At 72.7% G+C, this 24,051-nt stretch carries 25 protein-coding genes and 1 pseudogene; 17 read left to right on the top strand and 9 right to left on the bottom strand.

The window, feature by feature from the left end:
- Nucleotides 1-60 precede the first annotated feature (60 nt).
- The 3 genes from ACWDD9_RS04715 to ACWDD9_RS04725 are packed head-to-tail and all read right to left on the bottom strand — an operon-like array spanning nt 61 to nt 3,509.
- Nucleotides 61-621: a flavin reductase family protein gene (locus ACWDD9_RS04715; RefSeq protein WP_380777703.1), complete on the bottom strand. Its 561-nt coding sequence runs from the start codon at nt 619-621 to the stop codon at nt 61-63.
- Nucleotides 618-1,928: a cation:proton antiporter gene (locus ACWDD9_RS04720; protein WP_449810807.1), complete on the bottom strand. Its 1,311-nt coding sequence runs from the start codon at nt 1,926-1,928 to the stop codon at nt 618-620. Before ACWDD9_RS04720 ends, ACWDD9_RS04715 begins: the two co-directional genes overlap by 4 nt.
- Nucleotides 1,929-1,958: 30 nt before the next feature.
- Entirely contained in the window at nt 1,959-3,509 is a 1,551-nt protein-coding gene (locus ACWDD9_RS04725; protein WP_074002444.1) for a tryptophan halogenase family protein, read from the bottom strand.
- Nucleotides 3,510-3,803: 294 nt separating this feature from the next.
- On the opposite strand from ACWDD9_RS04725, the gene sbnB reads away from it, so the two are divergent.
- The 4 genes and pseudogenes from sbnB to ACWDD9_RS04745 all read left to right on the top strand — a co-directional run bounded on the left by sbnB (nt 3,804) and on the right by ACWDD9_RS04745 (nt 7,342).
- Nucleotides 3,804-4,886: a 2,3-diaminopropionate biosynthesis protein SbnB gene (sbnB, locus tag ACWDD9_RS04730; protein WP_449810808.1), complete on the top strand. Its 1,083-nt coding sequence runs from the start codon at nt 3,804-3,806 to the stop codon at nt 4,884-4,886.
- 310 nt (nt 4,887-5,196) lie between these two features.
- Nucleotides 5,197-5,997: an AfsR/SARP family transcriptional regulator gene (locus ACWDD9_RS04735; protein WP_449810809.1), complete on the top strand. Its 801-nt coding sequence runs from the start codon at nt 5,197-5,199 to the stop codon at nt 5,995-5,997.
- 13 nt (nt 5,998-6,010) lie between these two features.
- Nucleotides 6,011-6,394: pseudogene (locus tag ACWDD9_RS04740) on the top strand (helix-turn-helix domain-containing protein); the annotation flags it as partial.
- A 3-nt stretch (nt 6,395-6,397) separates the two neighbouring features.
- On the top strand, nt 6,398-7,342 hold the full coding sequence (locus ACWDD9_RS04745) for a substrate-binding domain-containing protein (protein WP_234348408.1): 945 nt from the start codon (nt 6,398-6,400) through the stop codon (nt 7,340-7,342).
- On the opposite strand, the gene ACWDD9_RS04750 is transcribed toward ACWDD9_RS04745, so the two are convergent.
- The 4 genes from ACWDD9_RS04750 to ACWDD9_RS04765 form a co-directional block, all read right to left on the bottom strand.
- The gene (locus ACWDD9_RS04750; protein ID WP_049652161.1) at nt 7,234-8,592 is read right to left on the bottom strand and encodes an ABC transporter permease; all 1,359 of its coding nucleotides are present in this window, start codon (nt 8,590-8,592) and stop codon (nt 7,234-7,236) included. The two genes, ACWDD9_RS04745 and ACWDD9_RS04750, sit on opposite strands and share 109 nt — an antisense overlap.
- On the bottom strand, nt 8,592-9,419 hold the full coding sequence (locus tag ACWDD9_RS04755) for an ABC transporter ATP-binding protein (protein WP_074002441.1): 828 nt from the start codon (nt 9,417-9,419) through the stop codon (nt 8,592-8,594). The genes ACWDD9_RS04750 and ACWDD9_RS04755 overlap by 1 nt, the downstream gene beginning before the upstream one ends.
- Before the next feature lie 78 nt (nt 9,420-9,497).
- Nucleotides 9,498-9,737: a hypothetical protein gene (locus ACWDD9_RS04760; RefSeq protein WP_049652159.1), complete on the bottom strand. Its 240-nt coding sequence runs from the start codon at nt 9,735-9,737 to the stop codon at nt 9,498-9,500.
- Between the two features lie 54 nt (nt 9,738-9,791).
- Nucleotides 9,792-10,133, bottom strand: a complete 342-nt coding sequence (locus ACWDD9_RS04765; RefSeq protein WP_049652158.1) for an ArsR/SmtB family transcription factor — start codon at nt 10,131-10,133, stop codon at nt 9,792-9,794.
- A 161-nt stretch (nt 10,134-10,294) separates the two neighbouring features.
- Between ACWDD9_RS04765 and ACWDD9_RS04770 the strand changes: the two genes are divergently transcribed.
- The 8 genes from ACWDD9_RS04770 to fabG all read left to right on the top strand — a co-directional run bounded on the left by ACWDD9_RS04770 (nt 10,295) and on the right by fabG (nt 16,455).
- Nucleotides 10,295-10,555 (top strand): acyl carrier protein, encoded by a 261-nt coding sequence (locus ACWDD9_RS04770; protein ID WP_049652157.1) that lies wholly within the window; start codon nt 10,295-10,297, stop codon nt 10,553-10,555.
- A gap of 37 nt (nt 10,556-10,592) precedes the next feature.
- Nucleotides 10,593-11,834: a beta-ketoacyl-[acyl-carrier-protein] synthase family protein gene (locus ACWDD9_RS04775; protein WP_049652156.1), complete on the top strand. Its 1,242-nt coding sequence runs from the start codon at nt 10,593-10,595 to the stop codon at nt 11,832-11,834.
- Nucleotides 11,831-12,634 carry an alpha/beta fold hydrolase gene (locus ACWDD9_RS04780; protein ID WP_181970522.1) on the top strand — a complete coding sequence of 268 codons (804 nt, stop codon included), beginning with the start codon at nt 11,831-11,833 and terminating at the stop codon, nt 12,632-12,634. The genes ACWDD9_RS04775 and ACWDD9_RS04780 overlap by 4 nt, the downstream gene beginning before the upstream one ends.
- Complete coding sequence (locus ACWDD9_RS04785) at nt 12,631-13,596, top strand: hypothetical protein (protein WP_449810810.1); 966 nt, start codon at nt 12,631-12,633, stop codon at nt 13,594-13,596. Before ACWDD9_RS04780 ends, ACWDD9_RS04785 begins: the two co-directional genes overlap by 4 nt.
- Complete coding sequence (locus ACWDD9_RS04790; protein WP_449810811.1) at nt 13,593-14,714, top strand: beta-ketoacyl synthase N-terminal-like domain-containing protein; 1,122 nt, start codon at nt 13,593-13,595, stop codon at nt 14,712-14,714. The genes ACWDD9_RS04785 and ACWDD9_RS04790 overlap by 4 nt, the downstream gene beginning before the upstream one ends.
- Before the next feature lie 117 nt (nt 14,715-14,831).
- Complete coding sequence (locus ACWDD9_RS04795; RefSeq protein WP_449810812.1) at nt 14,832-15,227, top strand: hypothetical protein; 396 nt, start codon at nt 14,832-14,834, stop codon at nt 15,225-15,227.
- Nucleotides 15,224-15,721, top strand: coding sequence for a 3-hydroxyacyl-ACP dehydratase FabZ family protein (locus tag ACWDD9_RS04800; RefSeq protein WP_049655093.1), 498 nt, complete (start codon nt 15,224-15,226; stop codon nt 15,719-15,721). The genes ACWDD9_RS04795 and ACWDD9_RS04800 overlap by 4 nt, the downstream gene beginning before the upstream one ends.
- Nucleotides 15,721-16,455, top strand: a complete 735-nt coding sequence (fabG, locus tag ACWDD9_RS04805) for a 3-oxoacyl-[acyl-carrier-protein] reductase (RefSeq protein WP_049655090.1) — start codon at nt 15,721-15,723, stop codon at nt 16,453-16,455. The genes ACWDD9_RS04800 and fabG overlap by 1 nt, the downstream gene beginning before the upstream one ends.
- A 13-nt stretch (nt 16,456-16,468) precedes the next feature.
- Here the strand turns inward: fabG and ACWDD9_RS04810 are convergent, their stop codons facing one another.
- Nucleotides 16,469-17,722 (bottom strand): RNA-guided endonuclease InsQ/TnpB family protein, encoded by a 1,254-nt coding sequence (locus tag ACWDD9_RS04810; RefSeq protein ID WP_449810813.1) that lies wholly within the window; start codon nt 17,720-17,722, stop codon nt 16,469-16,471.
- Nucleotides 17,723-17,883: 161 nt separating this feature from the next.
- Between ACWDD9_RS04810 and ACWDD9_RS04815 the strand changes: the two genes are divergently transcribed.
- A complete protein-coding gene (locus tag ACWDD9_RS04815) occupies nt 17,884-18,597 on the top strand; it encodes a 2-hydroxychromene-2-carboxylate isomerase (protein WP_117487106.1) in 714 nt (237 codons plus the stop codon).
- Nucleotides 18,598-18,669: 72 nt separating this feature from the next.
- On the opposite strand, the gene ACWDD9_RS04820 is transcribed toward ACWDD9_RS04815, so the two are convergent.
- Nucleotides 18,670-19,398 carry an aspartate/glutamate racemase family protein gene (locus ACWDD9_RS04820; RefSeq protein ID WP_053112228.1) on the bottom strand — a complete coding sequence of 243 codons (729 nt, stop codon included), beginning with the start codon at nt 19,396-19,398 and terminating at the stop codon, nt 18,670-18,672.
- 187 nt (nt 19,399-19,585) lie between these two features.
- Between ACWDD9_RS04820 and ACWDD9_RS04825 the strand changes: the two genes are divergently transcribed.
- The 4 genes from ACWDD9_RS04825 to ACWDD9_RS04840 all read left to right on the top strand — a co-directional run bounded on the left by ACWDD9_RS04825 (nt 19,586) and on the right by ACWDD9_RS04840 (nt 24,029).
- On the top strand, nt 19,586-20,314 hold the full coding sequence (locus ACWDD9_RS04825) for a DUF4097 family beta strand repeat-containing protein (protein WP_049655082.1): 729 nt from the start codon (nt 19,586-19,588) through the stop codon (nt 20,312-20,314).
- Between the two features lie 111 nt (nt 20,315-20,425).
- A complete protein-coding gene (locus ACWDD9_RS04830) occupies nt 20,426-21,355 on the top strand; it encodes a 3-oxoacyl-[acyl-carrier-protein] synthase III C-terminal domain-containing protein (protein ID WP_449810814.1) in 930 nt (309 codons plus the stop codon).
- Nucleotides 21,355-22,746: a preATP grasp domain-containing protein gene (locus ACWDD9_RS04835; RefSeq protein ID WP_117487108.1), complete on the top strand. Its 1,392-nt coding sequence runs from the start codon at nt 21,355-21,357 to the stop codon at nt 22,744-22,746. The genes ACWDD9_RS04830 and ACWDD9_RS04835 overlap by 1 nt, the downstream gene beginning before the upstream one ends.
- On the top strand, nt 22,743-24,029 hold the full coding sequence (locus tag ACWDD9_RS04840; RefSeq protein WP_074002434.1) for a type III PLP-dependent enzyme: 1,287 nt from the start codon (nt 22,743-22,745) through the stop codon (nt 24,027-24,029). The genes ACWDD9_RS04835 and ACWDD9_RS04840 overlap by 4 nt, the downstream gene beginning before the upstream one ends.
- Nucleotides 24,030-24,051 lie beyond the last annotated feature (22 nt).

Genomic DNA, 24,051 nt, shown 5'->3' on the forward strand with positions numbered 1-24,051 from the left:
GGCTGGACCCCCGGCCGCCGTCCGGTGCCGGGGGTCCTCGCCCTTCCCGCCGTTCCGGGATCAGCTCCGCGGCCAGGCCCGGAACTGGCGCAGCCCGTACAGCAGCGGCCGCGGGTGGTGGCGCCGTACGACCCGGCGGATCTCGCCGTAGACGGTGACGTGGTCGCCGACCCGCTGGGCCAGCACCACGTCGCAGTCGGCCACCGTGTGGGCGTCGCGCACCAGGTGCGGGCCGGCCGCCTCCGGGGCCTGCTCCCAGGGGAGCAGGCCGAACCGGTCCGGGTTGCCGGAGGCGAACAGTTCGGCGGTCCCCTGGGCGTCCTCGTGCAGCAGGTTGACCGCGAACAGGCCGCTGTCGGTGACCGCTTCGAGCGTGGGGCTGCCGTCGCGCAGGCAGACCAGGAGGGTGGGCGGGTCGAGTGAGACGCTGCACACCGCGGAGCAGGTCATGCCCCTCGGGGCGCCGTCGGGGCCGGTGGCGGACACCACGCTCACGCCCGTGGGGAATCCGCTCATCATGGCCCGGAACTCGTCGGGGGTGGCTCCCGCCGTCCCCACGGCTCCGGACGCCCCGGAGGCCCCGGCCCGTAACCGGGCCCGGTCGCCCGCGTACTCGGTCATCTCGCACCGCTTTCTGTCTCGACGGACTCCACCGGCGCCATGGCCGTCGCGCTGATCCCCTCGGCCGCCGGGCGGCCCTCCATCCGGTCGAACAGCTCCAGCAGCGGCCCGGTGGCCGCCGTGGTGACCAGTGCCATCACCACCAGGGCCAGGACCAGCGGCGCGGGCAGCACCCCGGAGGCGAAGCCGGCCTGGAGGACGATCAGTTCGGTGAGGCCGCGGGTGTTCATCAGCGCGCCGATCCGCCGGGCGGTCCGGGGCGGCTGGCCGCCGATCCGGGCCCCGAGGTAGCCGCCGAGGCCCTTGCCGAGGAAGCCCAGCAGGACGGTGCCGGCGATCAGCACCCCGGAGGTGGCCGAGAAGGCGCCGGTGAGCACGGTGACCCCGGTGACCACGAAGAAGGCGGGGGTCAGGAACTGCCCCGACCGGGAGACCGTGGACACCACCCGGGTCCACGGGCCGCCGTCGTCGTGCGGGACCGCCAGCCCGGCCAGTGCGGCGCCGAGGATCGACGTCATGCCGAGGTGCTTCATGGCGAAGGCCACCGCGAGGGCGGCCACCGCGACCAGGACCGCCATCGCCCGGGGCGAGCGGCCGCAGAGCCGGGACGCGGTCCGGGTGCCCAGCGCGTAGCGGATGGCCAGCGCGCAGACCACGCCGACGGCCAGGGCGCGCAGCGAGTGCAGCGAGCGTGCCGGGTCCCCGGCGCCCAGGCTGATCGCCAGGGAGAGCAGCAGCCAGCCGCAGGCGTCGATGACGACGGCGGAGGCCAGCGAGAGCCGGCCCGGGACGCCGTCGCTCATCCCGCGGTCGGCCAGGATGCGGGCCATCACCGGGACGGCGGTGATGGACATGGTGACCGCGACCATCAGGAGGAAGGCCGGCAGCGGGGCGCCGCCGCGGGCCGCCCGGTCGCCGGTGAGGGCGATCAGCCCGACCAGCAGGCCTCCGGTGGCCAGCGGCGGCACCAGCGCCCCGACGGTGATCCAGGTGGTGGCGCGCCGGGGCAGCCGGTCCCGGCCGCGGCGCAGTTTGTGGGCGAGGCCGACCAGGAAGAGCACCAGGGCGGCCTCGGCGACGGTCTTGACGAGGTCGAACACCGGCCCCGGCAGCACGGCGTCGAAGGCGGGCCGGCCGGCCAGGGCGATCACGGCGGGCCCGGCCAGCAGGCCCCCCGTGATCTCCCCGATCACCTCCGGCTGCCGGAGACGGCGCGCGACTCTCCTGCCCGCCACGGCGATCAGCAGCACGACGCCGAGGACGGCGGCCGCGTGCACGACGCGTGTCAGGAGCTGGAGGACGTCCATGACGAACGGGCCCCTTTCCCGGGATCGTGGTCAGCGCATCCGGGCGAAGTAGTCGTACGCCTTGGGCAGCGTCGCGACGAGCCGTTCGGTCTTCTCCCGGATCTGGGCGAACTCCCGTTCCGCGGCGGCGCCGTCGGAGAGGTCCAGGGCCGGGGAGTGCGCCACCTCGATGCCGCCCATCCCCAGCAGGACGCTCATGTAGGAGTACGGCGGCAGGCCGTGGTAGTAGGGGAAGACCGTTTCGGAGTCCGGGAGTTGGGCCTTCCAGAGTTCGAGCCGCTCGGCCAGCGAGTCGGGGATCTTCCGGGTCTTGGTGTCCCGCCAGTACTGGGTGTCGGTGCGCTTGGCGGCGACGTAGTGCAGGACCAGGAACTCCCGTACCCCGTCCATGACATGGGCGACGGCCCGGTTGTAGAGGTCGCGCCGGACCGGGTTCCAGTCCTGCGCCGGGAAGTACTTGACCAGTTGCTCGATGGCGTGGTGGATGAAGAAGATCCCGGTGGACTCCAGCGGCTCCACGAAGCCGCTGGCGAGGCCGACGGCCACGCAGTTGCGGGACCAGGAGTTGCGGCTGCGGCCGATCCGCATCCGGATGTGGTTGGCCTCGACGTCGGCGGCGGCGGGGCCGACGAAGGCGCGCAGGGTCCGCTCGGCCTCCTCCGGCGAGAGGTAGTCCTTCGCGTAGACGTACCCGGTGCCGACCCGGCCCATCAGCGGGATCGTCCAGATCCAGCCGGCGTCCTGGGCGGTCGCGGTGGTGCAGGGCAGCACGCCGCGCTTCGCCATGTCCATCGGCACCTGGAGGGCGACGGCGCTGTCGTTGGGCAGGGTGTCCTGGTAGGAGATGAACGGCTCCTCCAGCGCCTTGTTCAGCAGCAGCCCGCGGAAGCCGGTGCAGTCGATGAAGAGGTCGCCGGTGAGCTCGCCGTGCTCGGCGGTGCGCAGTCCGCTGATCCAGCCGCGGTCGTCGAGCCGGACGTCCTGGACGTCGTCGACGATGCGCTTGACGCCTCTGTCGGTGGCGTACTGCGTCAGGTACTTGGCGAGCAGCGCGGCCTCGAACTGGTAGGCGTACGGGAACTGGGTCTTGCCCTGGTGCTCGGACATGGTGAGGCCCTGCATCTCGTCCGCGCCCTCGTCGAAGGGCTGGTCGATGAGGGCGCCGTCGAGGTGGCGGGGGCTGAGGCCGGCGTCGATGACCGAGGCCATCACGAAGCAGTCCTTGTCGAACCGGCTGGTCGGCCCCTGCTTGAGCCACCAGTCGGTGAGCGGGAAGCCGTTGACCGAGCGCATCTGCTCGAACGGGTGGTAGAAGTAGTGGCCGGGCTCGCGCCAGTCCTCGAAGCGGACGGCGAGCTTGTACGTCGCGTTGCAGGCCGGCATCCAGTCCTTCTCCTTGAGTCCGAGGAACTCGAAGAAGTGGCGGATGTCGCTGAAGGTGGCCTCGCCGACGCCCACGGTGGAGATGTTGCCGGATTCCACGAGGGTGATGTCCACCCGGTCCTCGAACGCGGCCTTCAGGTACGAAGCCGTCATCCAACCCGCTGTTCCGCCGCCTACGATCACAACCCGGTCGAGCACTGGTGACTCCTCTTCGGTGGTCCACGTGTTTCCGGCAGGGGAGGTGCCGGATACCGGCCGAGGTGGCGCCGTCGGTCGTCACCCCGCTGGTAGAAGCTGAGGGCGGCGCCACCAGAGAGTGACTCTAGGCATCCTCGTAAGGTCCGACCAGGTCATTTGGCACTGGTCGAAAGTCGCAGGTCGGGTTGACCCGTACCTGTCGGACCATTCGAACGCCTGACGGGTCATCAGCGCGGTGTCAGCGCAGGTCAGCCACACTGCTGTGGCCAGATCTCCCCCGAGACGGAGCCACTCATGACGCAGCAGAGGCAGATCCCGCAGTTCGCCGTCGTCCCCGGCGCGCAGGTGCACGGCGTGCTGTCCGGCAACGAGAAGCAGACCGTCGACCTGGTCGCGGCGACCTACCGGGTGCACGGCGAGGGGGACACGGTCAACCCGCCGTCGTACTTCCTGCGCTTCCCGGACCGGCCCAGCTCGCGCATCATCGCGCTGCCGGCCTCGGTAGGCGGCGGCACGCCGGTCGACGGGATCAAGTGGATCTCCAGCTTCCCGGAGAACGTGGCCGCGGACCTCCCCCGGGCCTCCGCGGTGCTGGTGCTCAACGACCCCGCGACCGGCTACCCGATCGCCTGCCTGGAGAGCTCGATCATCAGCGCCGCCCGCACCGCCGCCTCGGCCGCGCTCGCGGCCGACCGGCTCTCCGCCGGCCGGCCCCGGCCGCGGCGGGTCGGCTTCATCGGCACCGGGCTGATCGCCCGGCACATCCACACCTATCTGGCCCGCACCGGCTGGGAGTTCGACGAGGTCGGGGTGCACGACCTGTCCGCCGAGCACGCGGCCGGCTTCCGCTCCTACCTGGAGCGCGCGGACCCGGAGCGGGCCGACCGGGAGCAGGGCGGTGCCTCGCCCCGGGTCACCGTGCACGGGAGCGCCGAGGAGCTGGTCCGCGCCTCGGACCTGGTGGTCCTGGCGACCGTCGCCGCGAAGCCGCACCTCACCGACCCCTCGTGGTTCTCCCACAACCCGGTGGTGCTCAACGTCTCGCTGCGCGACCTGGCGCCCGAGGTGCTGCTCGCCTCGGCCAACGTGCTGGACGACGTCGAGCACTGCCTGAAGGCCGAGACCTCCCCGCACCTGACCGAACAGCTCACCGGCAACCGGGACTTCATCGACGGCACGCTCCACGAGGTGATGGCCGGAAAGGTCCGGGTGCCGACCGACCGGCCGGTGGTGTTCTCGCCGTTCGGGCTCGGCGTGCTCGACCTCGCGGTCGGCCGGTACGTCTACGACGCGCTGGCCGCGCGGGGCGAACTCGCCGTCGTGGACGGCTTCTTCCACGAGCTGGACCGCTACGGCCGGGGCGCCGGGCAGCCGTAGCCGCACCTCCGACTTCCCATGGACAGCTCAACCCGCCACCTGTAGCATTCTTCTGACAGGTCGACAGATACGGGCCCGCCGTCACGGTGCGTCCCCGTCGGCCCGTCCCGGGTGGCGCGGCGAGGCCGCACCCCCGCCTCCGAGCCGGGCGCCGGATCGCTCCCCCGTCGATCCGGCGCCCCTCCGGGTGTCATGCACAGGGCGTGTCATACCATCCGCCCCCGGCCGCCCCGCCCGGCTGGTATCTCCCGGTCCGCACCGGCGTCGCGCAGACTCACCTGGACGGCTCGGAAAATCATGGGGTGCTGCTGTGGAAATCAAGCTTCTCGGTCCGCTGCTCCTGTCGCACGAGAACGTGCACTACACCATGGCGTCGAAGCGGACCAGCGTCGTGCTGACCCTGCTGGCGACCTCACCGGGGATCCCGGTCCCGTTCGACGAGATCGTGGACGAGTTATGGGGCGACCAGCCGATGGCCAATGCCCGCAACGCCCTCCAGGCGAATGTCGGCCGACTGCGCCGGCTGCTGGAATCCGTGACCGGCCGCAAGGGCGACGAAACCCTCCGCACCGCCAACGGCGGCTATCTCCTCGACGTCCCGACGGACGCGATCGACGCGCACCGTTTCCTGCGGCTCGCCGACGCGGGCGGCGACCTCGCCCGGCGCGACCCGGACCGCGCCATCGCGACCCTGGAGGAGGCGCTCGGCCTGTGGCGCGGCGGCGCCCTGATGGACTCCTGCGACGGGCTGCGCTGCCGGATCCGGGCGGCGCACCTGGAGGAGCGCCGGATCAGCGCGTACGAGGACCTGACCGCCGCCAAGCTCGCCGTGGACTCGGCCCGGGTCCCGGTGTCCGAACTGCGGCAGCTCGCCGTCGAGCACTCCGAACGGGAGCGCCTGAGCGAGCTGTTGATGCTCGCGCTCTACCGCGACGGCCGGCAGGCCGAGGCGCTGGAGGTCTTCCACAGCACCCGCCGCCGGCTCGCCGACGACCTGGGGCTGGAGCCCGGCCGCGCGCTGCACCACGCCTACCAGGCGATCCTCCGGCAGGCCGACCTGCTCGGCGAGCCGCGGCGGGTGCTCGACTTCGCCGGACCCATACCGGCCTGATCCCGCTCGGCATATGCCCGTTCCGGAAAATCCCGGAATACCGGTTTCCGATCACCGGCCGCGCCGCGCATTCCCCCCTCCCGACCCCCGTCCCGTTCCGGCCCGTTCACGCCGCTTCCGACTGTGGACGGTCAAGGATCACTCTGTTAGCGTGGCGACCGCCTTGGATTTTTCCTGGTGGCTACGCGAGGAAGTCGGAATCGCGGACGGGGGCCCAGTGGACGTTGAGTTGAGGCATGCCAAGATCGTTACCACCATCGACCGGCTGGGCAGCATTTCCAGAGCCGCCGCCCAATTGAGCCTTCCCCAATCGAGCCTCACCGCACAATTGAAGCGGATCGAAAGAGCCGTGGGCGGCGAGCTGTTCGTACGGACCAGAACCGGAACCATTCCGACCGCCTTGGGGGAAAGGCTCATCCCGATTCTGGCCGAACTCGTCCAGCACGCGGACCGGGTGATCGCCGAGGCGGCCGCGCACTTCTCGGAGGTGTTCCGGTTCGGGAACGCCGAGTGGACGCCGCCGTCGCTGCGCAGCGCGCTCAAGTCCGCGCTGCCGGTCAAGGAGGTGCAGACCGAGACGCTCAGCCCCGACGCCGCCATCGCGCAGGTGTCCCGCGGCGCCCTGCACGCCGCGATGGTGCCCGGGGTCGCGCTGGCCGCCTCGGCCGAGGCGGACGAACCCGCCCTGGCCAGTACGGTGATCGTGCGGGAGCCCGTCTGGGTGGCGCTCCCGCACGACCACCACCTGGTCGGCCAGGAGGCGGTGAGCCCGGCGCAGCTCGCCTCGCTGCGGTGGGTCCGCTACACCCGCGACCACTGGTTCCACCCGATCGAGAAGCAGCTGTTCGCCGCCGTCGGCCGGGCCGACCTGGAGGTGCTGCACTACGTCGACGGCCACCACGAGGCGATGAACTGGGTCCGGGACGTCCGGGCCGCCGCGCTGACGCCGCCCACCGGCGTCACCCGCGAGGTGCGGCTCGTCCCGGTCTCCGTCGCCGAGGGCACCGACATGCTGCTGGTGTGGCGCAGCGACTCGGTGACCGACGACATCCAGCGCAGACTGCTCACCACGCTCCGGCGCTACTACTGCGAGTACGCCCGCACGATCCCCGGGTACTGGTCGTGGGTCATCCGACACCCGGACCAGTTCGCCGAGTTGGAGTCCTTCCTGCCGCCCCGGGTGCAGTGGGGCGGGGCCGGCCGGGCGGGCCCGGAGTGGTCCGGGCCCGGGGCCGGTCACAGGGTGGCGAGCGCCTCGGCCGGCGGCGTCCGCAGGGCGGCGCCGGTGGCCGAGACACTGGCGAGGGCGGTCAGCGCCCCGACGAACCCGACGATCGAGAGGTAGATCCAGACCGGTCCGCGGGGCAGCCAGGAGCCGTCCAGCGCCATCCGGAAGGGGGCGAGCGTGGCCGCGGCGACGAAGGTGCCCAGCACCGTGCCGACGATGGTGACGAGCAGCGACTCGATGCCGGTCATCGCCAGGATCTGGCCGGGGGTGGCGCCGACCAGCCGTTGCAGGGCGAACTCCCGGCGGCGCTCGGCGGCGGCCACCACCAGGGTGTTGACCAGGGAGATCACCGCGTACGCGATGATGCTGCCGGCCAGCAGGTAGTCGACCCAGGCGCCGACCCCGTCACCGCCCTGGCCGGCGGAGAGCGTGGTCTGGAGGTAGATCAGCGCGGTGGACAGCCCGGTGGCCAGCATCACCGGGCTGACCGCGCCCGCGATCCGGATCCGGCGGGCCCGGGCGTTGTCCATCGCCAGGTCCCCGGTCAGGCCGAACAGCGCGCGCAGCGGGCGGTGGAACACCCCGGTGAGCACCTTGGTCAGCCCGGGGCCGAGCAGGGCGATCCCGCCCGCCCAGAGCATCGCCGAGGGGCCGGCCGTACTGGCGGCGACCTCACCGTTCATCACGGTGCCGGTGACCACCGCCAGCGCGGTGCCGCCGGCCAGGCAGAGCACCGCGAAGGCCAGCCGCGGGCCGCTCAGCCAGCGGTGCTGGAGGCGGGACTCGGCGAGCGCGTCGGCGGGCCGGGAGAGCGCCGCCCGCCGGGAGGCGATGAAGGCCGCGGTCAGCGCGGCGAGCATCGAGGTGCCGCCCGCGGTGACCATCGGGATCCAGCCGGCGTGGTAGGTGATCCCCTTCGTGACCACGCCGCTGGCCGCGATCTGCTCCAGCATCCACCCGCCCGCGAGGTAGCCCGGGACGAGGGCGAGGGCGACGGCGACGAGCGCGACGACCAGGGTCTCCACCACGATCATCCGGCGGAGCTGGCCGGGCAGGGTGCCGATCGCGCGCAGCAGCGCCATCTCGCCGAGCCGCTGCTGGACCACCAGGGCCAGCGTGGAGCCGACGATGAAGACGGTGACCATCGCGGCGATCCCGCCGAACACCGCGGACATCGAGATCAGCCGGCTGGCCGCCTGCTGGGTGCCCGGCGGGACGGCCGCGAACGGGGGCACCCGGTGGCGGATGCCGGTCTCCATCAGGCCGCCGCAGGCGGTGAGGATCACCGCGCCGAAGAACAGCGCGACGGTGGAGGCGATGAAGCTCGTCCTGCGGAACCGCAGGGTCTGCAGGGCCAGGGCGAACATCAGCGGGCCGCCTCTCCGCCGCGGGCGACGGGGGTGCCATGGGCGCCGGACGTCACCGGGGTGTCCGGGCCGTCGCCCCAGGCGCCGAGCCGGGTCATCCGCTCGGCGATGGTGTCGGCCGAGGCGCCGCTCAGCTCGTCGACGATCCGCCCGTCGGCCAGGAACAGCACCCGGTCGGCGTAGGAGGCGGCGACCGGGTCGTGGGTGACCATGACGGCGGTCTGCCCGTCGTTGTGGACGGCCTGGCGCAGCAGCCGCAGGATCTCCACCGCGGTGCGGGTGTCCAGCGCGCCGGTCGGCTCGTCGCCGAAGAGCACCGCGGGCCGGGTGATCAGGGCCCGGGCGATGGCGACCCGCTGCTGCTGGCCGCCGGACAGCTCGCCGGGCCGGTGGTTGCTGCGCGAGCCGAGGCCGACCTGCTCCAGCACCCGCTCGACGCTCTCCCGGCCGGGCCGGCGCCCGGCCAGCCGCAGCGGCAGGGCCACGTTGTCGGCCACGCTCAGCGCGGGCAGCAGGTTGAAGGCCTGGAAGATGAAGCCGATCCGGTCCCGGCGGAGCCTGGTGAGCTCCTTCTCGCTGAGCCCGGCGAGCTCCATGCCGTCCAGCGAGACCGAGCCGGAGTCCGGCCGGTCCAGCCCGGCGGCGCACTGCAGCAGTGTGGTCTTGCCGGAGCCGGACGGGCCCATCACCGCGGTGAAGGTGCTGCGGCCGAAGCCCACCGACACGTCGTCGAGGGCGACGACCCGGTTGCGCTCGTTGCCGTAGCCACGGCAGACGTTCCTCAGTCGCACGGCATCGTCGATGCCGTGCACGGTGGCGGTGGTCATGGCGACTCCGTGGGTGACCAGGACGGATGGGACGGGATGGCGCCGGACGGCGCGGATGGAACGGGTGGGACGGGTGGTTCAGAGTTCGTCGACGCTTCGCAGCAGGTCCTCGACCGATGCCAACCTGGCGGTCAGCGCCCGCAGTTCACCCCGGAGCGCCTTCTGTCCGGTCAGCGTCTCCTCGGCCAGCTGCCGGTAGGCGGCCATCGCGGCGGCGTCCGCGCGGTGCCGCTGGAGGGTGAAGTACGAGACGATGCTGACGCTGATCCCGCCGATGACGATCAGTGTGATGACGATGGCGATCACGCCGCCGCTCATGAGGGTCCCTTCTGTTCCTTCGGGCGTCGCGCCTTCCTCCGGGCGGCGCCTGGTTCAGGCGTCGCTGCCTTCGGGCGTCGCGTTGCGCCCGTCGACCTGCGCCCGGTCCTCCCGGAGGGCGGCGATGACGGTGTCGACCGTGACGCGGATGTCGAACGGAGTGAGTTCGAAGAACTTCATGGCCTTGCCGTCATCGGAGAGCTCCAGCGCGCCGGCGACCAGGCCGGCGTGTTCGAGCCGCTCCAGGTGCATGTAGAGCAGCGGCCTGGACATGCCCAGCCGCCGGGCCAGTTCACTGACGTGGACCCGGCCCTGCGCCAGTTCGCCGATGATCCGCAGGCGCTGGGTGTGCCCGACGGCGGCGAGCAGGGCCAGTAGTTCCGCGCTTGTCGGCACCCCCACCCTCTTCCTCCTACCTGAAAGTTGAGACTGACAGGTGTTGGCGAGCACTGTCAAGCCGATCAACGACCGTCAGTTGCACGTCAGTTGTCCGTCAGCGCGGGCGAGAAGAATTCAGATCATCATCTGTCGCACCCACCCCCTCACCGGGAGGCGAAATGCCCAGCACCGCGGTCGTCACCACCGAACAGCGCGCCCAGATCAAGGAGATCGTCTGCGACATCCTCGAACTGGAGGCCGACGAGGTCACCGACACCAGCCGGTTCAAGGAGGACCACAACGCCGACTCGCTGGGCGCCATCGAGATCCTCTCCTCGCTGGAGCGGACCTTCTCGATCGAGATCGACCAGGCCGAGCTGATCCGGATGGTCAACCTGGACGGCGTCGTCGCCGTCGTCCAGGAGAGCCTGTCCAAGTAGCCCGCCGCAGCGCCGAGTCGACAGAACGGAGTCAGCAATGGTGGGCAGCGGAGACCGGGAACCGCGCCGGGTCGTCATCACCGGGCTGGGCGCGGTCACCAGCATCGGCACCGGGGCGGCCGAGTTCCTCGGCGGGCTCCGCAGCGGCCGCAGCGGCGTCAAGCCGATCACGTCCTTCGACACCACGGGCTACGCCCACGCGAACGGCTGCGAGATCGACGACTTCGACCCGGCCCAGTGGATCGAGCACGGGGATCCCGAAGAGCTGGGCCGGGCCAGCCAGTTCTCCGTCGCGGCGGCGAGGATGGCGGTGGCCGACGCGGGCCTCGCCCTGGAGGAGCTCCGCGCCAGGCGCGTCCTGGTCTCGGTCGGCACCACCGACGGCGAGTCGCGCGACCTCGACGCCCTGACGGAGCACCAACTCCACCACGGACCCGAAGGGTTGCCCGCAGTGGTGGCCCGCCGGTCGGCGGCCGGCCTGCTGTCCAGCAGCGTGGTGCGCGAACTGGAGCTCACCGACGTGGAGGCCGTCACCATCGCGACCGCCTGCGCCGCGGGCAACTACGCCATCGGCTCCGGCTTCGACGCGATCCGCTCGGGCGAGGCGGACGTCGCCCTGTCCGGCGGCGCCGACGCGGTCTGCCGCAAGACCTTCACCGGCTTCTACCGGCTCGGCACCATCGCGCCGGAGCTGAGCCAGCCCTTCGACGTCGACCGCAAGGGCATCCTCACCGGCGAGGGCGCCGGCATCCTGCTGATGGAGAGCCTGGAGTCGGCGCTGGCCCGCGGTGCGGGGATCTACGCCGAGGTGCTCGGGTACGGGCTCAACTGCGACGCCCACCACCCGGTCGCGCCGGACCGCGACAGCCTCGCCGCCTGCATCGAACTGGCCCACCGCAACGCCGGGGTGAAGCCGGAGGACATCGACTTCATCTCCGCGCACGGCACCGGCACCAAGGCCAACGACGTGACGGAGGCGGGCGCGATCCGGCAGGTGTTCGCCACCCCGCCGCCGACCGTCTCCATCAAGTCCATGCTCGGCCACACCATGGGCGCGGCCAGCGCCCTCGCCTCCGCCGCCTGCGCGCTGGCGATCAAGGAGGGCTTCATCCCGCCGACGATCAACCACCGGCAGACCGACCCGGAGTGCGGCCTGGACCCCGTCCCCAACCGGGCCCGCCCCGCCGAGGTGCGCATCGTGCAGAACAACGCGCTGGCCTTCGCCGGCAACAACGCGGTGCTCATCCTCGGCGCGTACCGAGCGCACCCGGACGCATGAGCGCGCCCACCCCCCGGCTGCGCAGGGCCGCCGAGGGCCCCGACCCGGTCCGGGTGCTGCTGCTGCACGGCCTGGGCGGCAAACCCTCGGTGTGGAGCCCGCTGGTCCGGCGGGCCGGGGCCGCCTTCGAGCTGTGGGACGTCGAACTGCCCTGGCGCGCCCAGTCCGAGGGCGACGGCTGGGGCGCCCGGCCCGACCCCGGCCGGTTCCTGGTCGAGCTGCTGGACGAGCGCTTCGACGCCGTCGTGGCCCACTCGTACGCGGCGAACCTGGTCGTCGAGGCGACCGCGGCCGGCCGCACCGCGCCCCGGCCGACCGTGCTGATCAGCCCCTTCTACCGGCCCAGCCCCAAGGACTTCGACTGGTCGGTGATCTCGTACTACCTCAACGACTTCCACCGCGTCTTCGAGGAGGCGCTGGAGGTCGGCGAGACCGCGCGGTTCGCCCGGTCCCACCGCGACTGGATGGCGCGCCAACTGCGCGACCAGGTCGGGCCGTACGGCTGGATGCGGTTCTTCGAGGCCTACCTGCGCTCCCCCACGCTCGACCTCGGCGCCGTCGGCTCGCCGCTGCTCGTGCTGTCCGGGCAGCGGGACACCGCCGCCCGGCCCGAGGACGGCCGGGCCCTCGCGGCCCGGGTGCCCGGGGCGCGGTACGAACTGCTGCCGGGCTGTCGGCACTTCCCGATGGTCGAGCGGCCCGACCTGGTCACCCGGCTGGTGTGCGAGTTCCTGCGCGCCGCCGTGCCCGGGGCGCCGCACGCCGACGCCACCACCCTCTCACCCCAGGAGTTGCCATGACCAGCAGTGCCCCCGCCGCCGACCCGACCACGCGGGTGCGGCTGCGCCCCCGCTACGAGGGCTCGAACATCTGCACCTGGATCGGCTTCAAGCACGTCAACTACCTGGTCGAGGAGGCGGTCTACGACCACGCCCGGCAGCACGGGTTCCCGCCCGGGGAGCTCTTCGAGCGGTACGGCCTGGGCGTCGACCTCACCGATCTCGACACCAAGATCCTCACCGCGCTGCACATCGACGACGTGGTGACGGCCACCGTGCGCCGGCTGCCCGCCCAGGACGGCGGCGGGCTGCGCCTGGGCGTGGAGCTGACCGTGGAGCGCTCCGGCGAGACCGTGAAGGCCGTCGCCGCCAAGGCCACCGTCCACCTCCGCTCCGACCCGCGCGGCCACGCCGTCGCCGAACCGCCCGCCGAGCTCGTCGGACTCACCGTCGACCGGCTGGGCGCGGGCGCGGCGCCCGTCCCGCTGGAGCCCGGCACCGACCCGCTCGAGCAGCTGACGGCGGGCCGCAACGCCTTCGGCTGGGCGTGGCGGATGCCGTACTTCTACTGCCACTTCACCGAGCGGGTCCAGATGTCCGGGTACCTGCGGCAGATGGAGGAGGTCGTCGACCTCTTCCTGGCGGACCGCGGCGTCTCCATCAAGACCCTGCTGGACGAGCAGGACTGGATCCCGGTCGTCCCGCACTCCCGGATCACCCTCCTCGACGAGGCGCTGATGGAGGAGACGCTCTACACCGTCTACACCGTCGAGAACGTCTTCAAGCGGCTGACCTACACCGCGCGGATGGACGCCTACGTGCTGCGCGACGGCGTCCTGGTGCCGACCGCCACCGGCCGGATCACCCACGGCTGGGCGGTGATCGAGAACCGCCGCGACTGGAGCCTGGTCGACTTCGACGACCGGCTGACCGACGCCCTGACCGGCAAGGCGGGCAAGGCCCTCGGCCGGGGCCGGGCATGACGGCGACCGACAGCCCGGCCCGGGCCCGGCCGGCCGGCCCGGACCGGGCGGTGCCCGAGCCGGTGTTCTCCGCCTGGTCGGCGGTCTCGCCCTTCGGGGTCGGCGCGCAGGCCTTCGGCACGGGGCTGCGCGCGGGCACCGGCGCCGTCGCCGCACTGGACCGCACCGCCTACCCCGGCCCCTACGAACAGGCCGCCCTGGTACCGGACTTCAGCGCCGCCGCGGCCCTCGGCCGCAAGGGCACCAGGACCATGGACCGGGTCACCGCGCTCGCCGTGCACACCTTCGGCACCCTGCTCGACGGCTGCGGGCCCGGCCTGCTGGACCGCCCCGAACGGGTCGGCCTGGTCCTGGGCACCGGCTCGGGCAGCGTGCAGAGCATCATGGACTTCACCAAGGACTCGCTCACCGGCGACCGCCCCTACCTGGTCGACCCGGCCAGGTTCCCGAACACCGTGATGAACCGGGCCGCGGGCCAGTGCGCGATCTGGCACGGCATCAAGGGCCCCAACAGCACCATCGCGGGCGGCTGGTCGGCCGGCCTGCTCGCCCTCGGATACGCCGCCCGGCTGTACCGCGGCGGGCACTGCGACCGGGTGCTGTGCGGCGCCGCCGAGGAGTACTCGGTCCAGCGCGCCTGGCTGGAGTGGCACAGCGCGGGCGAGGACGGCCGGACCCCGCTCGGCGAGGGCGGCGTCGCCTGGCTGCTGGAGTCCGCCGAGCAGGCGCGCGCGGCGCACCGCCCGGTCCTGGCACGGCTGCTCGGCACCCGCTTCCGCGCCTACCACCGGCCCGAGCAGGCCGCCGGGACGCTGACCGACTGCGTGCGCGCGGCGCTCGCCGAGGCCGGCGCGGACGGCCGGGACGTACGCCTGGCGGCCCCGCTCGGCGGACCGGACGAGGAGGCGGCGGTACGCGCGGCCCTGCCCGCCGGGGCGGAGCCGCAGTGGCTCCGCTGCCGGCCGCTGCTCGGCGACGCCTCGGCGGCCGCGACCGGCCTCCAGCTGGCGGCGGTGCTGGCCGCGGCCGGCGAGGGACGGCTGCCCGAGGGCGGGCTGGCACTGGTGACCTGCGTCGACCGGGACGGCACGGTCGGCTGCGCGCTCCTGGGCGGCTGACCGCGGCGGCCCGGACACGGCGGGGCCCGGACACGGCAGGCCCGGACACGGCGGGGCCCGGTCGGCGGGGCCCGGTCGGCAGGCCCGGACGGCCCCGACACAGAGGAGGGACAGACCATGATGCTCACAGCGTTGACCGTGGCGGAGCCGGACGGCCGCCCGGAACCCCCCAGCGCGGCCGGCGAACCGGTGGCGCGGCACGTCCGGGGCACCGTCGTGCTGACCGCGGCCGAACCGTTCCTGCGCGGGCACTACCCCGGACTGCCGGTGGTCCCCGGCTTCGGCCTGGTGCAGTACGTCCACGAGCTGGCGGCCGCGGCCGCCGTCCCCGGCCCCGGCCGGGCCGAGCTCACCCGGGCGCGCTTCCTGAGCCCGGTGCGGCCCGGCGACGAGATCGCCGTCGACGCCCGGATCCAGCGCGACCACGACGGGGTCCGGGTCTGCGCCCAGGTCCACGCCGACGACCGACTCGCCGCCGAGATCACCCTGTTCTACCCCCGGGAGGCCCTGTGAAGGACATCGCCGCCATCACCTCGGTCGTCCCGCACCGCCACCCCGCGCTGCTGGTCGACCGGATCGCCGAGATCGAACCGGGCCGCCGGCTCGTCGCGTACAAGGCGGTCACCCTCGCCGAGCCCGCCTACCGGGACGTGCCCGAGGACGCCGCCAACGAGGAGTACGACTACCCGCTCGGCCAGCTGCTGGAGTCCTGGGCGCAGTGCGCGGTGCTGCTGTCCTGTTGGGAGCGGCCGAACGCCAACGTGCTGGACGGGCAGGTCGTACTGCTGGCCCGGACCCGGGACGTCCGGGTGCTCGGCCCGGTCCGCCCCGGCTCGGTCGTGGTGCACGAGGTCACCATGGTCCGCGCCCTGGGCGACTCCTTCATCACCTCCGGCCGCAGCACCGTGGACGGCCACCCGGTGCTGGAGGTCGGCCAGTTGACGCTGGCACTGCGCCCGGCGGAACTCCTCCGGGCCCCTGGAAGCACGACCGACGGGAGGTCCTGATGTCCGCACGACGGGTCGCCCTGGTGACCGGAGGGTCCCGGGGCATCGGACGCAGCGTGGTGGCCCGGCTCGCCGCCGACGGCTACGACGTGGCGTTCTGCTACCAGTCCCGGGAGGAGGCCGCGGCGGAGACCGCGAAGGAGGCCGAGGCGGCCGGCGCCCGGGTGCTGGCCCGGCGGGTCGACGTGGCCGACCGCGCCCAGGCCGAGGCCTTCGTCAAGGCCGCCGAGCAGGAGCTGGGGCCGCTCCACGCGGTCGTCTCCTCGGCCGGCATCGTCCGGGACAACCCGCTGGTGCTGCTCACCGAGCAGGCCTGGCAGGACGTCATGCGGGTCAACCTGGACGGCACGTACCACGTCTGCCGGGCGGCGGTGTTCGCGATGATGAAGCGCCGCGCCGGCGCCCTGGTGACGATGTCCTCGGTGGCCGGCGTGTACGGCAACGCCACCCAGACCAACTACTCGGCGTCCAAGGCCGGGATCATCGGGTTCTCCAAGGCGCTGGCCAAGGAGGTCGCGCCGCGCGGCATCCGGGTCAACTCCGTGGCGCCCGGCTTCATCGAGACCGACATGACCTCCGCCCTCGCCGAGGGCGCCGACCTCACCGGACGCATCCCGCTGGGCCGCCTCGGCCGCCCCGAGGAGGTCGCCGACCTGGTCTCCTTCCTGCTGTCCGACCGCGCCTCGTACATCACCGGGCAGGTCTTCGGCGTCGACGGCGGGCTCGTGCTTTGACATCCTCCCCACCCTAATGAATGGGGATTCCTCCCACGCCTGCGGCACGGTTGCCCGTGGGTCGCAAGTCGCCGAGGTGGGTTCCCCGTTCGACGGGCCGTGCCCGGCGTGGGATTGCCACGCCGGGACTGACCGGCCCTCCAGGGGCGTTTAGCCTGTCCGCCTGCCCGGCGGCCAGGATGTTCCGAGCAGCGTTGAGGTCACGACCATGCAGCACACCGCACGCACCACAGGCCCACTCCCGTACCACCAGGGGCTTGGGACCGTCGCGGTGTCCGCACCGCGAGCAGAGCTGGGACGACGGGAACATGCGGTGCACGATGCCGACCGTACGCCCGTACCGGGCCGCCTTCTCTTCGAGCAGGCGCCGGAAGGCGGCCCATCCGGCGTCGTGAACGGACTTGGCCAGACGGCCCCGTGCGAGGCCGCGCACATTCAGGTCCTCCAGGTATACCGCTTGGTTCTCGCGGATGATCCTGGTGGTCTGCTTGTGCAGCCAGTCCCGGCGGGTGTCGGCCACCTTGGCATGCGCCCTGGCGACCTTCACCCGGGCCCTCTCCCGGTTCTTGCTGCCCTTGGCCTTACGGGACAACTCCCGTTGCGCGACCTTGAGCCTCTTCTCCGCCTTGCGCAGGAAGCGCGGGTTGTCGATCACGCCGCCGTCGGAGAGGACGGCGTAGGTGGTCAGGCCGAGGTCGATGCCGACCTCGGCCTGAACCTCGGGCAAGGGTTCTGGCTCCACGTCCACCACGAACGAGGCGTGGTAGCGGCCGGCCGGATCGAGCACGATCGTCACCGACGACGGGTCGGCCGGAAGGTTCCGGGACCACTTCACCCGCACGTCGCCGATCTTCGCCAGGTTCAGCTTCCCGTTCCCCCGGATGCGGAACCCGTTGCGGGTGAACCGCAGCGACTGCCGATTGTCCTTGCGGGACTTGAACCGGGGAAGCCCCACAGGGCAGCCGGCACGCTTGCCCGAGACGGAGTCGAAGAAGTTCTGGTAAGCCGCATCCAGGTCCCTCAGCGATTGGATCAACGGGTCCACCCCGACCGAAGCAAGCCAAGCGCGCTCCGGTGTCCCCTTCGCCGCCGTGATGACCTGCTTCTGCAGGTCAGAGCTCCTAGGGTACGGAAAGCCGCTCTTGCGGGCGTCCTTCCGTGCCGCCAAGGCGTCGTTGTACACAACCCGCGCACACCCGAACGTACGGGCCAGAGCCTCGCGCTGACCAACCGTCGGATAGATGCGATAGGAGTACCGAAGATGCACACGATCAACCTATCGAGGACCACTGACAACGACCTCCGCCCGAACCCGCGCAGCTCGCTCCGTCGTATCGCGGCTCCAAACCAAGGAGTGTCCCCCACTCCCTGGGCGGATGGACCCCTGTCTCCCCGGCTCGAAAGCCGGGGCCTTGTGGGAGACCCGAGGTGAGCGGGTCCGGCAGGGCTCCGCGGTTCTACTTCTCGCTGCGCAGCCCGTACTCCTGGCTCGCCTACCGCGAGCTGCTGGAGCGGCACCCGGACGTCGCCGGGGCGGTGGAGTGGCGGCCCTTCTTCGAGCCGGACGGCACCAGCGAGCGGCTGCTGGCCGAGCTGGGCGGCTCGTTCCCGTACACCGCGATGTCCCGCGCCAAGCACCTGTACGTCCTCCAGGACGTGCGGCGCCTCACCGCCGCGCGGGGGATCGCGTTCCGCTGGCCGGTGGACCGCGACCCGGTCTGGGAGGTCCCGCACCTGGCCTATCTGCGGGCCCTGCGCGGGGGTCTCGGCCCGCAGTTCGTCGCGGCCGCCTACCGGGCCCGCTGGGAGCAGGGCCGGGACATCTGCGACCGGACGGTCATCGCCGGGATCGGGGCCGAACTGGGCCTCGACCCGGCGGAGTTGGCGGGTGCGAGCGATGACCCGGAGCTGCGCCGGCAGGGGGCCCTGCTGCTCAAGGACATCTGCGACGACGGGGTGTTCGGCGTCCCGTTCTTCGTCCAGGGCTTCAACCGCTTCTGGGGGCTGGACCGGCTGCCGGACTTCGTCGCCCACCTGCGGGCCCGGGCCGGCGGCGACGGGGCGCTGCCGCCGCCGGCCGCCCCGGCGGTCGGGCTCGGCGCCCGGGCGGTCGACGACGGCCACGCGGGCGGCTGCGGCTGACCGGCCCGCACGCGTACGGCACGGCCCCGGCGTTCCTCCGCCGGGGCCGTGCCGTACGCGTACGCGCGCGCCTCAGGACCGCACCGGGACGCTCCGGTACAGCTCGGCGATGCAGGCCCGGGAGAGCGCGGCCAGGCTGGAGACCATCAGCTCCGGCGGCAGGCCCGCGCTCCGGTAGGCGAGCGGGAGTTCGGTGCAGGCCGCCACCACCGGCAGCCTGCGGCGCCGCCAGAGCCGTCCGACGGCCTCCCGGAAGGCGGCGCCGGCCTCCTCGGCCCGTCCGGCCTTCACCCGTTCGGCGGCCCCGTGGACCGCCTCCTGCGTCCCGCCGTCGGGCACCAGCAGCCGGTAGCCCCGGGCCGCGGCCCGCCGCTGGTAGAGGCCGCTGCGCACGGTCCCGGTGGTCGCCGTGAGCCAGCCGCCGTCCGGGCTCAGCCGGACGGCCTCGTCCAGGGTGGCGTCGACGATGTCGACCACCGGGACGGGCGAGGTGGCGGCGAAGCCGTCCAGGAAGACGTGCGCCGTGTTGCAGGGGACGGCCAGCAGGTCGGCGCCCCAGCCGGCCAGCGTGCGCAGGCACTCCCGCACCCGCCGCCCGGGCTCGTCGTCGCCGCCGAGGATCGCGGCGGTGCGGTCCGGGATGCCCGGCTCGGACAGCAGCAGCAACCGGGGGTGCTGCTGGTCCCGGGAGGCCGGCGCGTCGGCCGCGAGCAGCCGCAGGAACTCCGCGGTCGCCGCCGGGCCCATGCCGCCCAGTACGCCCAGGGTCCGCTCGGGAGCCCGTGCCGTCAGCGCTGTCATGCCTCGACTCTGGACGGCTGCGCTGACCCGGAACTGACATTCGCCTGACATCCACCGTTTGGGGGAACTCCCCCTCAGGAGACGGGGGTTAGCCCCATGGTCCCCGGCTTTCCCAGCGGGATAGCTTCGTGGGGTCCGCCCCGCGACGGGGCCTGTCCAGGAACGTCCTTCAGATCTGGGGAATGACATGCGCCAGCAGTCCGGCCGTCTCGCGTCCTTCGTCGTCCTCGCGGCCGCCGTGGGCGGTCTCAGCGCGTGCGGGTTGGCTCCCGACAACAACTTCGACGACGACGCCACGGTGAGCGACAAGATCACCGCCGTACGGCTCGACACCACCTCCGGCGGCGTGACCCTGCGCGGCAAGGACGGCCTCGACAAGGTCTCCGTGCACCGGTCGGTCAGCTACAAGAACGACAAGCCCGGGGTGACGAGCCGGGTCGAGAACGGCGTCCTGGTGCTGGGCGGCTGCGGCCAGTACTGCTCGGTCACCTACACCGTCGAGGTCCCCCCGGGCCTGCCGGTCAGCGGCCAGACCAACTCCGGCTCGGTCAACCTCACCCAGGTGGGCAACGTGCAGGTGTCCACCCACTCCGGGGCGGTCAGCCTGGACGGGGTGAACGGCACCACGGAGGTGAAGACCACCAACGGCGCCATCACCGGGCGCGGGCTCAACGGCAGCCGCATCCAGACCGAGACCCACAACGGGGCGATCGACCTCGTCTCGACCAAGCCGCAGGACGTCTCCGCGTCGACGTCCAACGGCGCCATCACCCTGGTCGTGCCGAGCGCCACGTACAAGGTGTCCGCGAAGACCGGCAACGGCCACAAGGACATCGGGGTCTCCGACGACCCGTCCGGCCGCTACCAGCTCGACCTGAGCACCAGCAACGGGCGCATCCAGGTCAAGCAGGCCTGACAACCCGCGCAACGGGCTGCCGTCCGGCGATCAGCCGGGCGTCAGCAGCCTGTCAGCGTTCCCGGCGAATCTGGTGGGGCTCCGATCCTTGTCGCGAGGAGGCCCCGTCGCATGACGTCGATAGAAGCGGTATCGAGCTACCTGCCACCGACGGTCTCGGTCGAACAGCTGCGGGAGCCGCTGGGGCTGACCGACCAGCAGGTGCGCCGGTTCACCAGGCTGTACGGCCTCGACCGGATCTGCCAGGCGCCCGACCAGTCCGAGGCGGAACTGCTGGCCACCGCGGCGGGCAAGCTCGACGCCCTCGCCGGGCAGGAGGACCGGATCCGGTACGTGGTGCGCGCCAAGGGGCTGCGCACCACCGCACCGTACCCGGTCAGCCCGCTGCGGGCGGTCTGCGAGTCGCTGGGGCTGCGCCGGGCGAAGGTCTTCTCGGTGGCCGACCACGGCTGCGCGACCGGACTGCTCGCGGTGGACGCGGCCGGCACCCTGCTGGCGGCGGACGGCGACCCGGACGCGCTCGCGCTGGTGCTGGCCGGGGACAAGACGCTCACCCCGTTCTCCCAGTGGGTCGAGGACGTCTCGATCATGGGCGAGGGCGTCACCGCCGTCCTGGTGGGCGCCGGCGGCGACCGCAACCGGGTGCTCGGCTACCACGCCCGCATCCACGGCCGCGAGGACGGCGTCATCGACCTCGACGCCGAGGGCGCCCGCGAGGCCAAGCGGATCTACCAGGACGCGATGGCCGAGGTCATCGACGGCGCCCTGGCCGCGGCCGGCCTGGCCGTCGGCGACCTCGACCTGGTGCTGCCGCACAACGTCAACCGGGTCTCCTGGACGGTCGCCGCCAACGCGCTCGGCATCGACCGGGACCGCATCTTCCTGGAGAACATCGGCCGGACCGGCCACTGCTTCTGCGCCGACCCCTTCATCAACTACCAGTCGGCGCTCGAACTCGGCCTCCTGCGGCCCGGGGACACCTACCTGATGACCTCCGCGGGGCTCGGCCAGTCCTTCGCCGCGATGGTCGTGAGGCACTGATGGGCGCCCGCGACGGGGGCCGGACCCCCGATGCCGCCGACCGGCTGGCCCTCGCCCTGACCGGCTCCCCCGACGCCCGGCTGCTCTTCCTGGGCAACTTCGAGGTGGAGCAGCAGTGGGCGCTCGGCGAGCACACCCTGCCCCGGCTCTCCGCCGCCACCTCCAGCGCCGTGGTCAACCGGATGGACGAGTTCGCGCTGCTGCTGGCCGGCGGCCGGGACCACGTGGTGCTCAAGACCCGGCCGGACGGCGACTACCTCGGCTACCTGGCCGGGCTCGGCCTGGACCTGCCGCACGTCCACGTCCCCGCCGCCCAGGACCCGCAGCGCACCGTCACCGAGGACGCCCTGGCCGACCCGGCCCTGCTCGCCGAACTGGCGGGCCTGGCCGCCGACGGCTGCCGGATCGCCGCCCACGGCGTGTCCGAGCCGGAGGAGCGCCTCGCCGCGGCCACCGGGCTGCGCCTGGCCGGGCCGGACGCGGCCACCTGCAAGGCCGTCAACAGCAAGGTCTACAGCCGCCGGATCGCCGACGAGCTCGGCCTGCGCCAGCCCCGGGGCTGGGCCTGCGAGACGCTCGCCGAACTCGCCGACGCCTTCGCGGCGGTGGACGCCGAGCTCGGCGACGGCCGGGCCGTGGTGAAGGAGGCGTTCGGCGTCTCCGGCAAGGGCATCGCCCGGCTGACCAGCCGGCGCCGCGGCGAGCGGATCCTCGGGCTGATCGCCAAGCAGGTCGAGGCCTCCGGCCGGCCGCGGATCGCCATGGTGGTCGAGGAGTGGGTCGCCAAGAGCACCGACCTCAACTACCAGTTCACGGTGGGCCTGGACGGCTCGGTGGCGTTCGACTTCGTCAAGGAGCAGCTCACCGAGGACGGCGTCCACAAGGGCCACCGGATGCCCGCCCGGCTCGGCGCCGACCAGGTCGACGAGCTGCGCACCGCCGCGGACCTGCTCGGCAAGCGGCTGGCCTCGGACGGCTTCCACGGCGTGGTGGGGGTGGACGCCATGGTGGACCCGGACGGCGGGATCTACCCGGTCGTGGAGATCAACGCCCGCAACAACATGTCCACCTACCAGGTCCGTCTGCAGGAACGGTTCGTCAAGCCGGAACAGGTCGCCGTCGCCCGCCACTACCCGCTGCGGCTGACCGCACCGCTGGCCTTCGACGAGCTGCGCCGGCTGCTCGACGGCCTGCTGCTCGACCCGGCCGGCGGCACCGGCCTGCTGGTGAACAACTTCGCCACCGTCAACGCGGCGTTCACCGGCGGCGACGCCCCGGTCGACGGCCGGCTGTACGGGATCGTCCTCGCGGACTCGGCGGAGGAACTGACCACCATCGACGCGGAGATCGCCGACCGGCTCGACCGGCGGGAGAGAGGGGACCGGCCATGAGCGACGTCTTCGAGATCCAGGGCACACCCGTCACCGAGATCGCCCAACGGTACGGCACCCCGCTCTTCCTCTACGACGGGGACGCCCTGACCGGGCGGATGCGCGACCTGCGCGAGCACCTGGACCCCAGGCTCCAGGTGTTCTTCTCCCTCAAGTCCAACCCCAACCTCGCCATCTGCGCCCTGCTCCACGCCCACGGCGCCCGCGCCGAGGTCTCCTCGCTCACCGAGCTGCGCACCGCCCGGCAGGCCGGGGTGGCCGGCCGGGACATCCTCTTCCTCGGGCCGGGCAAGAGCCGGGAGGAACTGCTCGCCTGCCTGGACGAGGAGATCGCGGCGATCGTCTGCGAGTCCCTCCAGGAACTCGCGCTGATCGACGAACTCGCCCGCGAGCGCGGCACGGTGGCGCCGGTCGCGCTGCGGGTCAACCCGAGCTTCTCGGTCAAGGGCTCCGGCCTCACCATGGGCGGAAAGCCCCGCCAGTTCGGCATGGACGAGGCCCAACTCCTGGCCGACCCGGGGCTGGTGGCACGCCACCCGGCGGTGCGGGTGATGGGCGTCCAGGTCTACATGGGCACCCGCATCCTGGTCGAGGACACCATCGTCGAGAACACCGAGCGGATCTTCGACCTCGCCGAACGCCTCAGCGCCGCCCTGGACTTCGAGCTGGAGCTGGTGGACGTCGGCGGCGGCCTCGGCGTCGCCTACTTCGACGGCGAACGGGACCTCGACCTGCCGAAGCTCGCCGCCGGGATCAACCCGCTGGTCGCCGCGTTCGCCGAACGCCACCCCGGCACCCGGCTGGTGATGGAGCTCGGCCGCTACCTCACCGCGCTGGCCGGCACCTACGTCACCCGGATCCGGTACGTGAAGGAGTCGCTGGGCGAGCGCTTCGCGGTCGCCGACGGCGGCACCCACCACCACATGGCGGCGGTCGGCATCGGCTCCTTCGTCAAGCGCAACTTCCCGATGCTGCTGCTCAACCGGCTCGACGAGCCCGCCACCGAGGTGTGGAACGTCACCGGCCCGCTCTGCACGCCCAACGACACCCTGGCCAAGAAGGCCGAGCTGCCGCCGGTGCGGCCGGGCGACCTGCTCGGCGTGCTGCGCTCCGGCGCGTACGGGCCGACCGCCTCCCCCGTGCACTTCCTCAGCCACGGCTACCCGGCCGAGGTGCTGGTGCTCGACGGCGAGGCGCACCTGGTCCGCGAGCCCGACCGCCCGGAGGACCTGCTGCGCCACCAGCGCCCGATCGCCCCCGAACTCCTCGGCCGCTCCAGCTAGTTGTCGCACGTCCCCACCCCCA

Source organism: Kitasatospora sp. NPDC001119 (genome assembly GCF_053598475.1).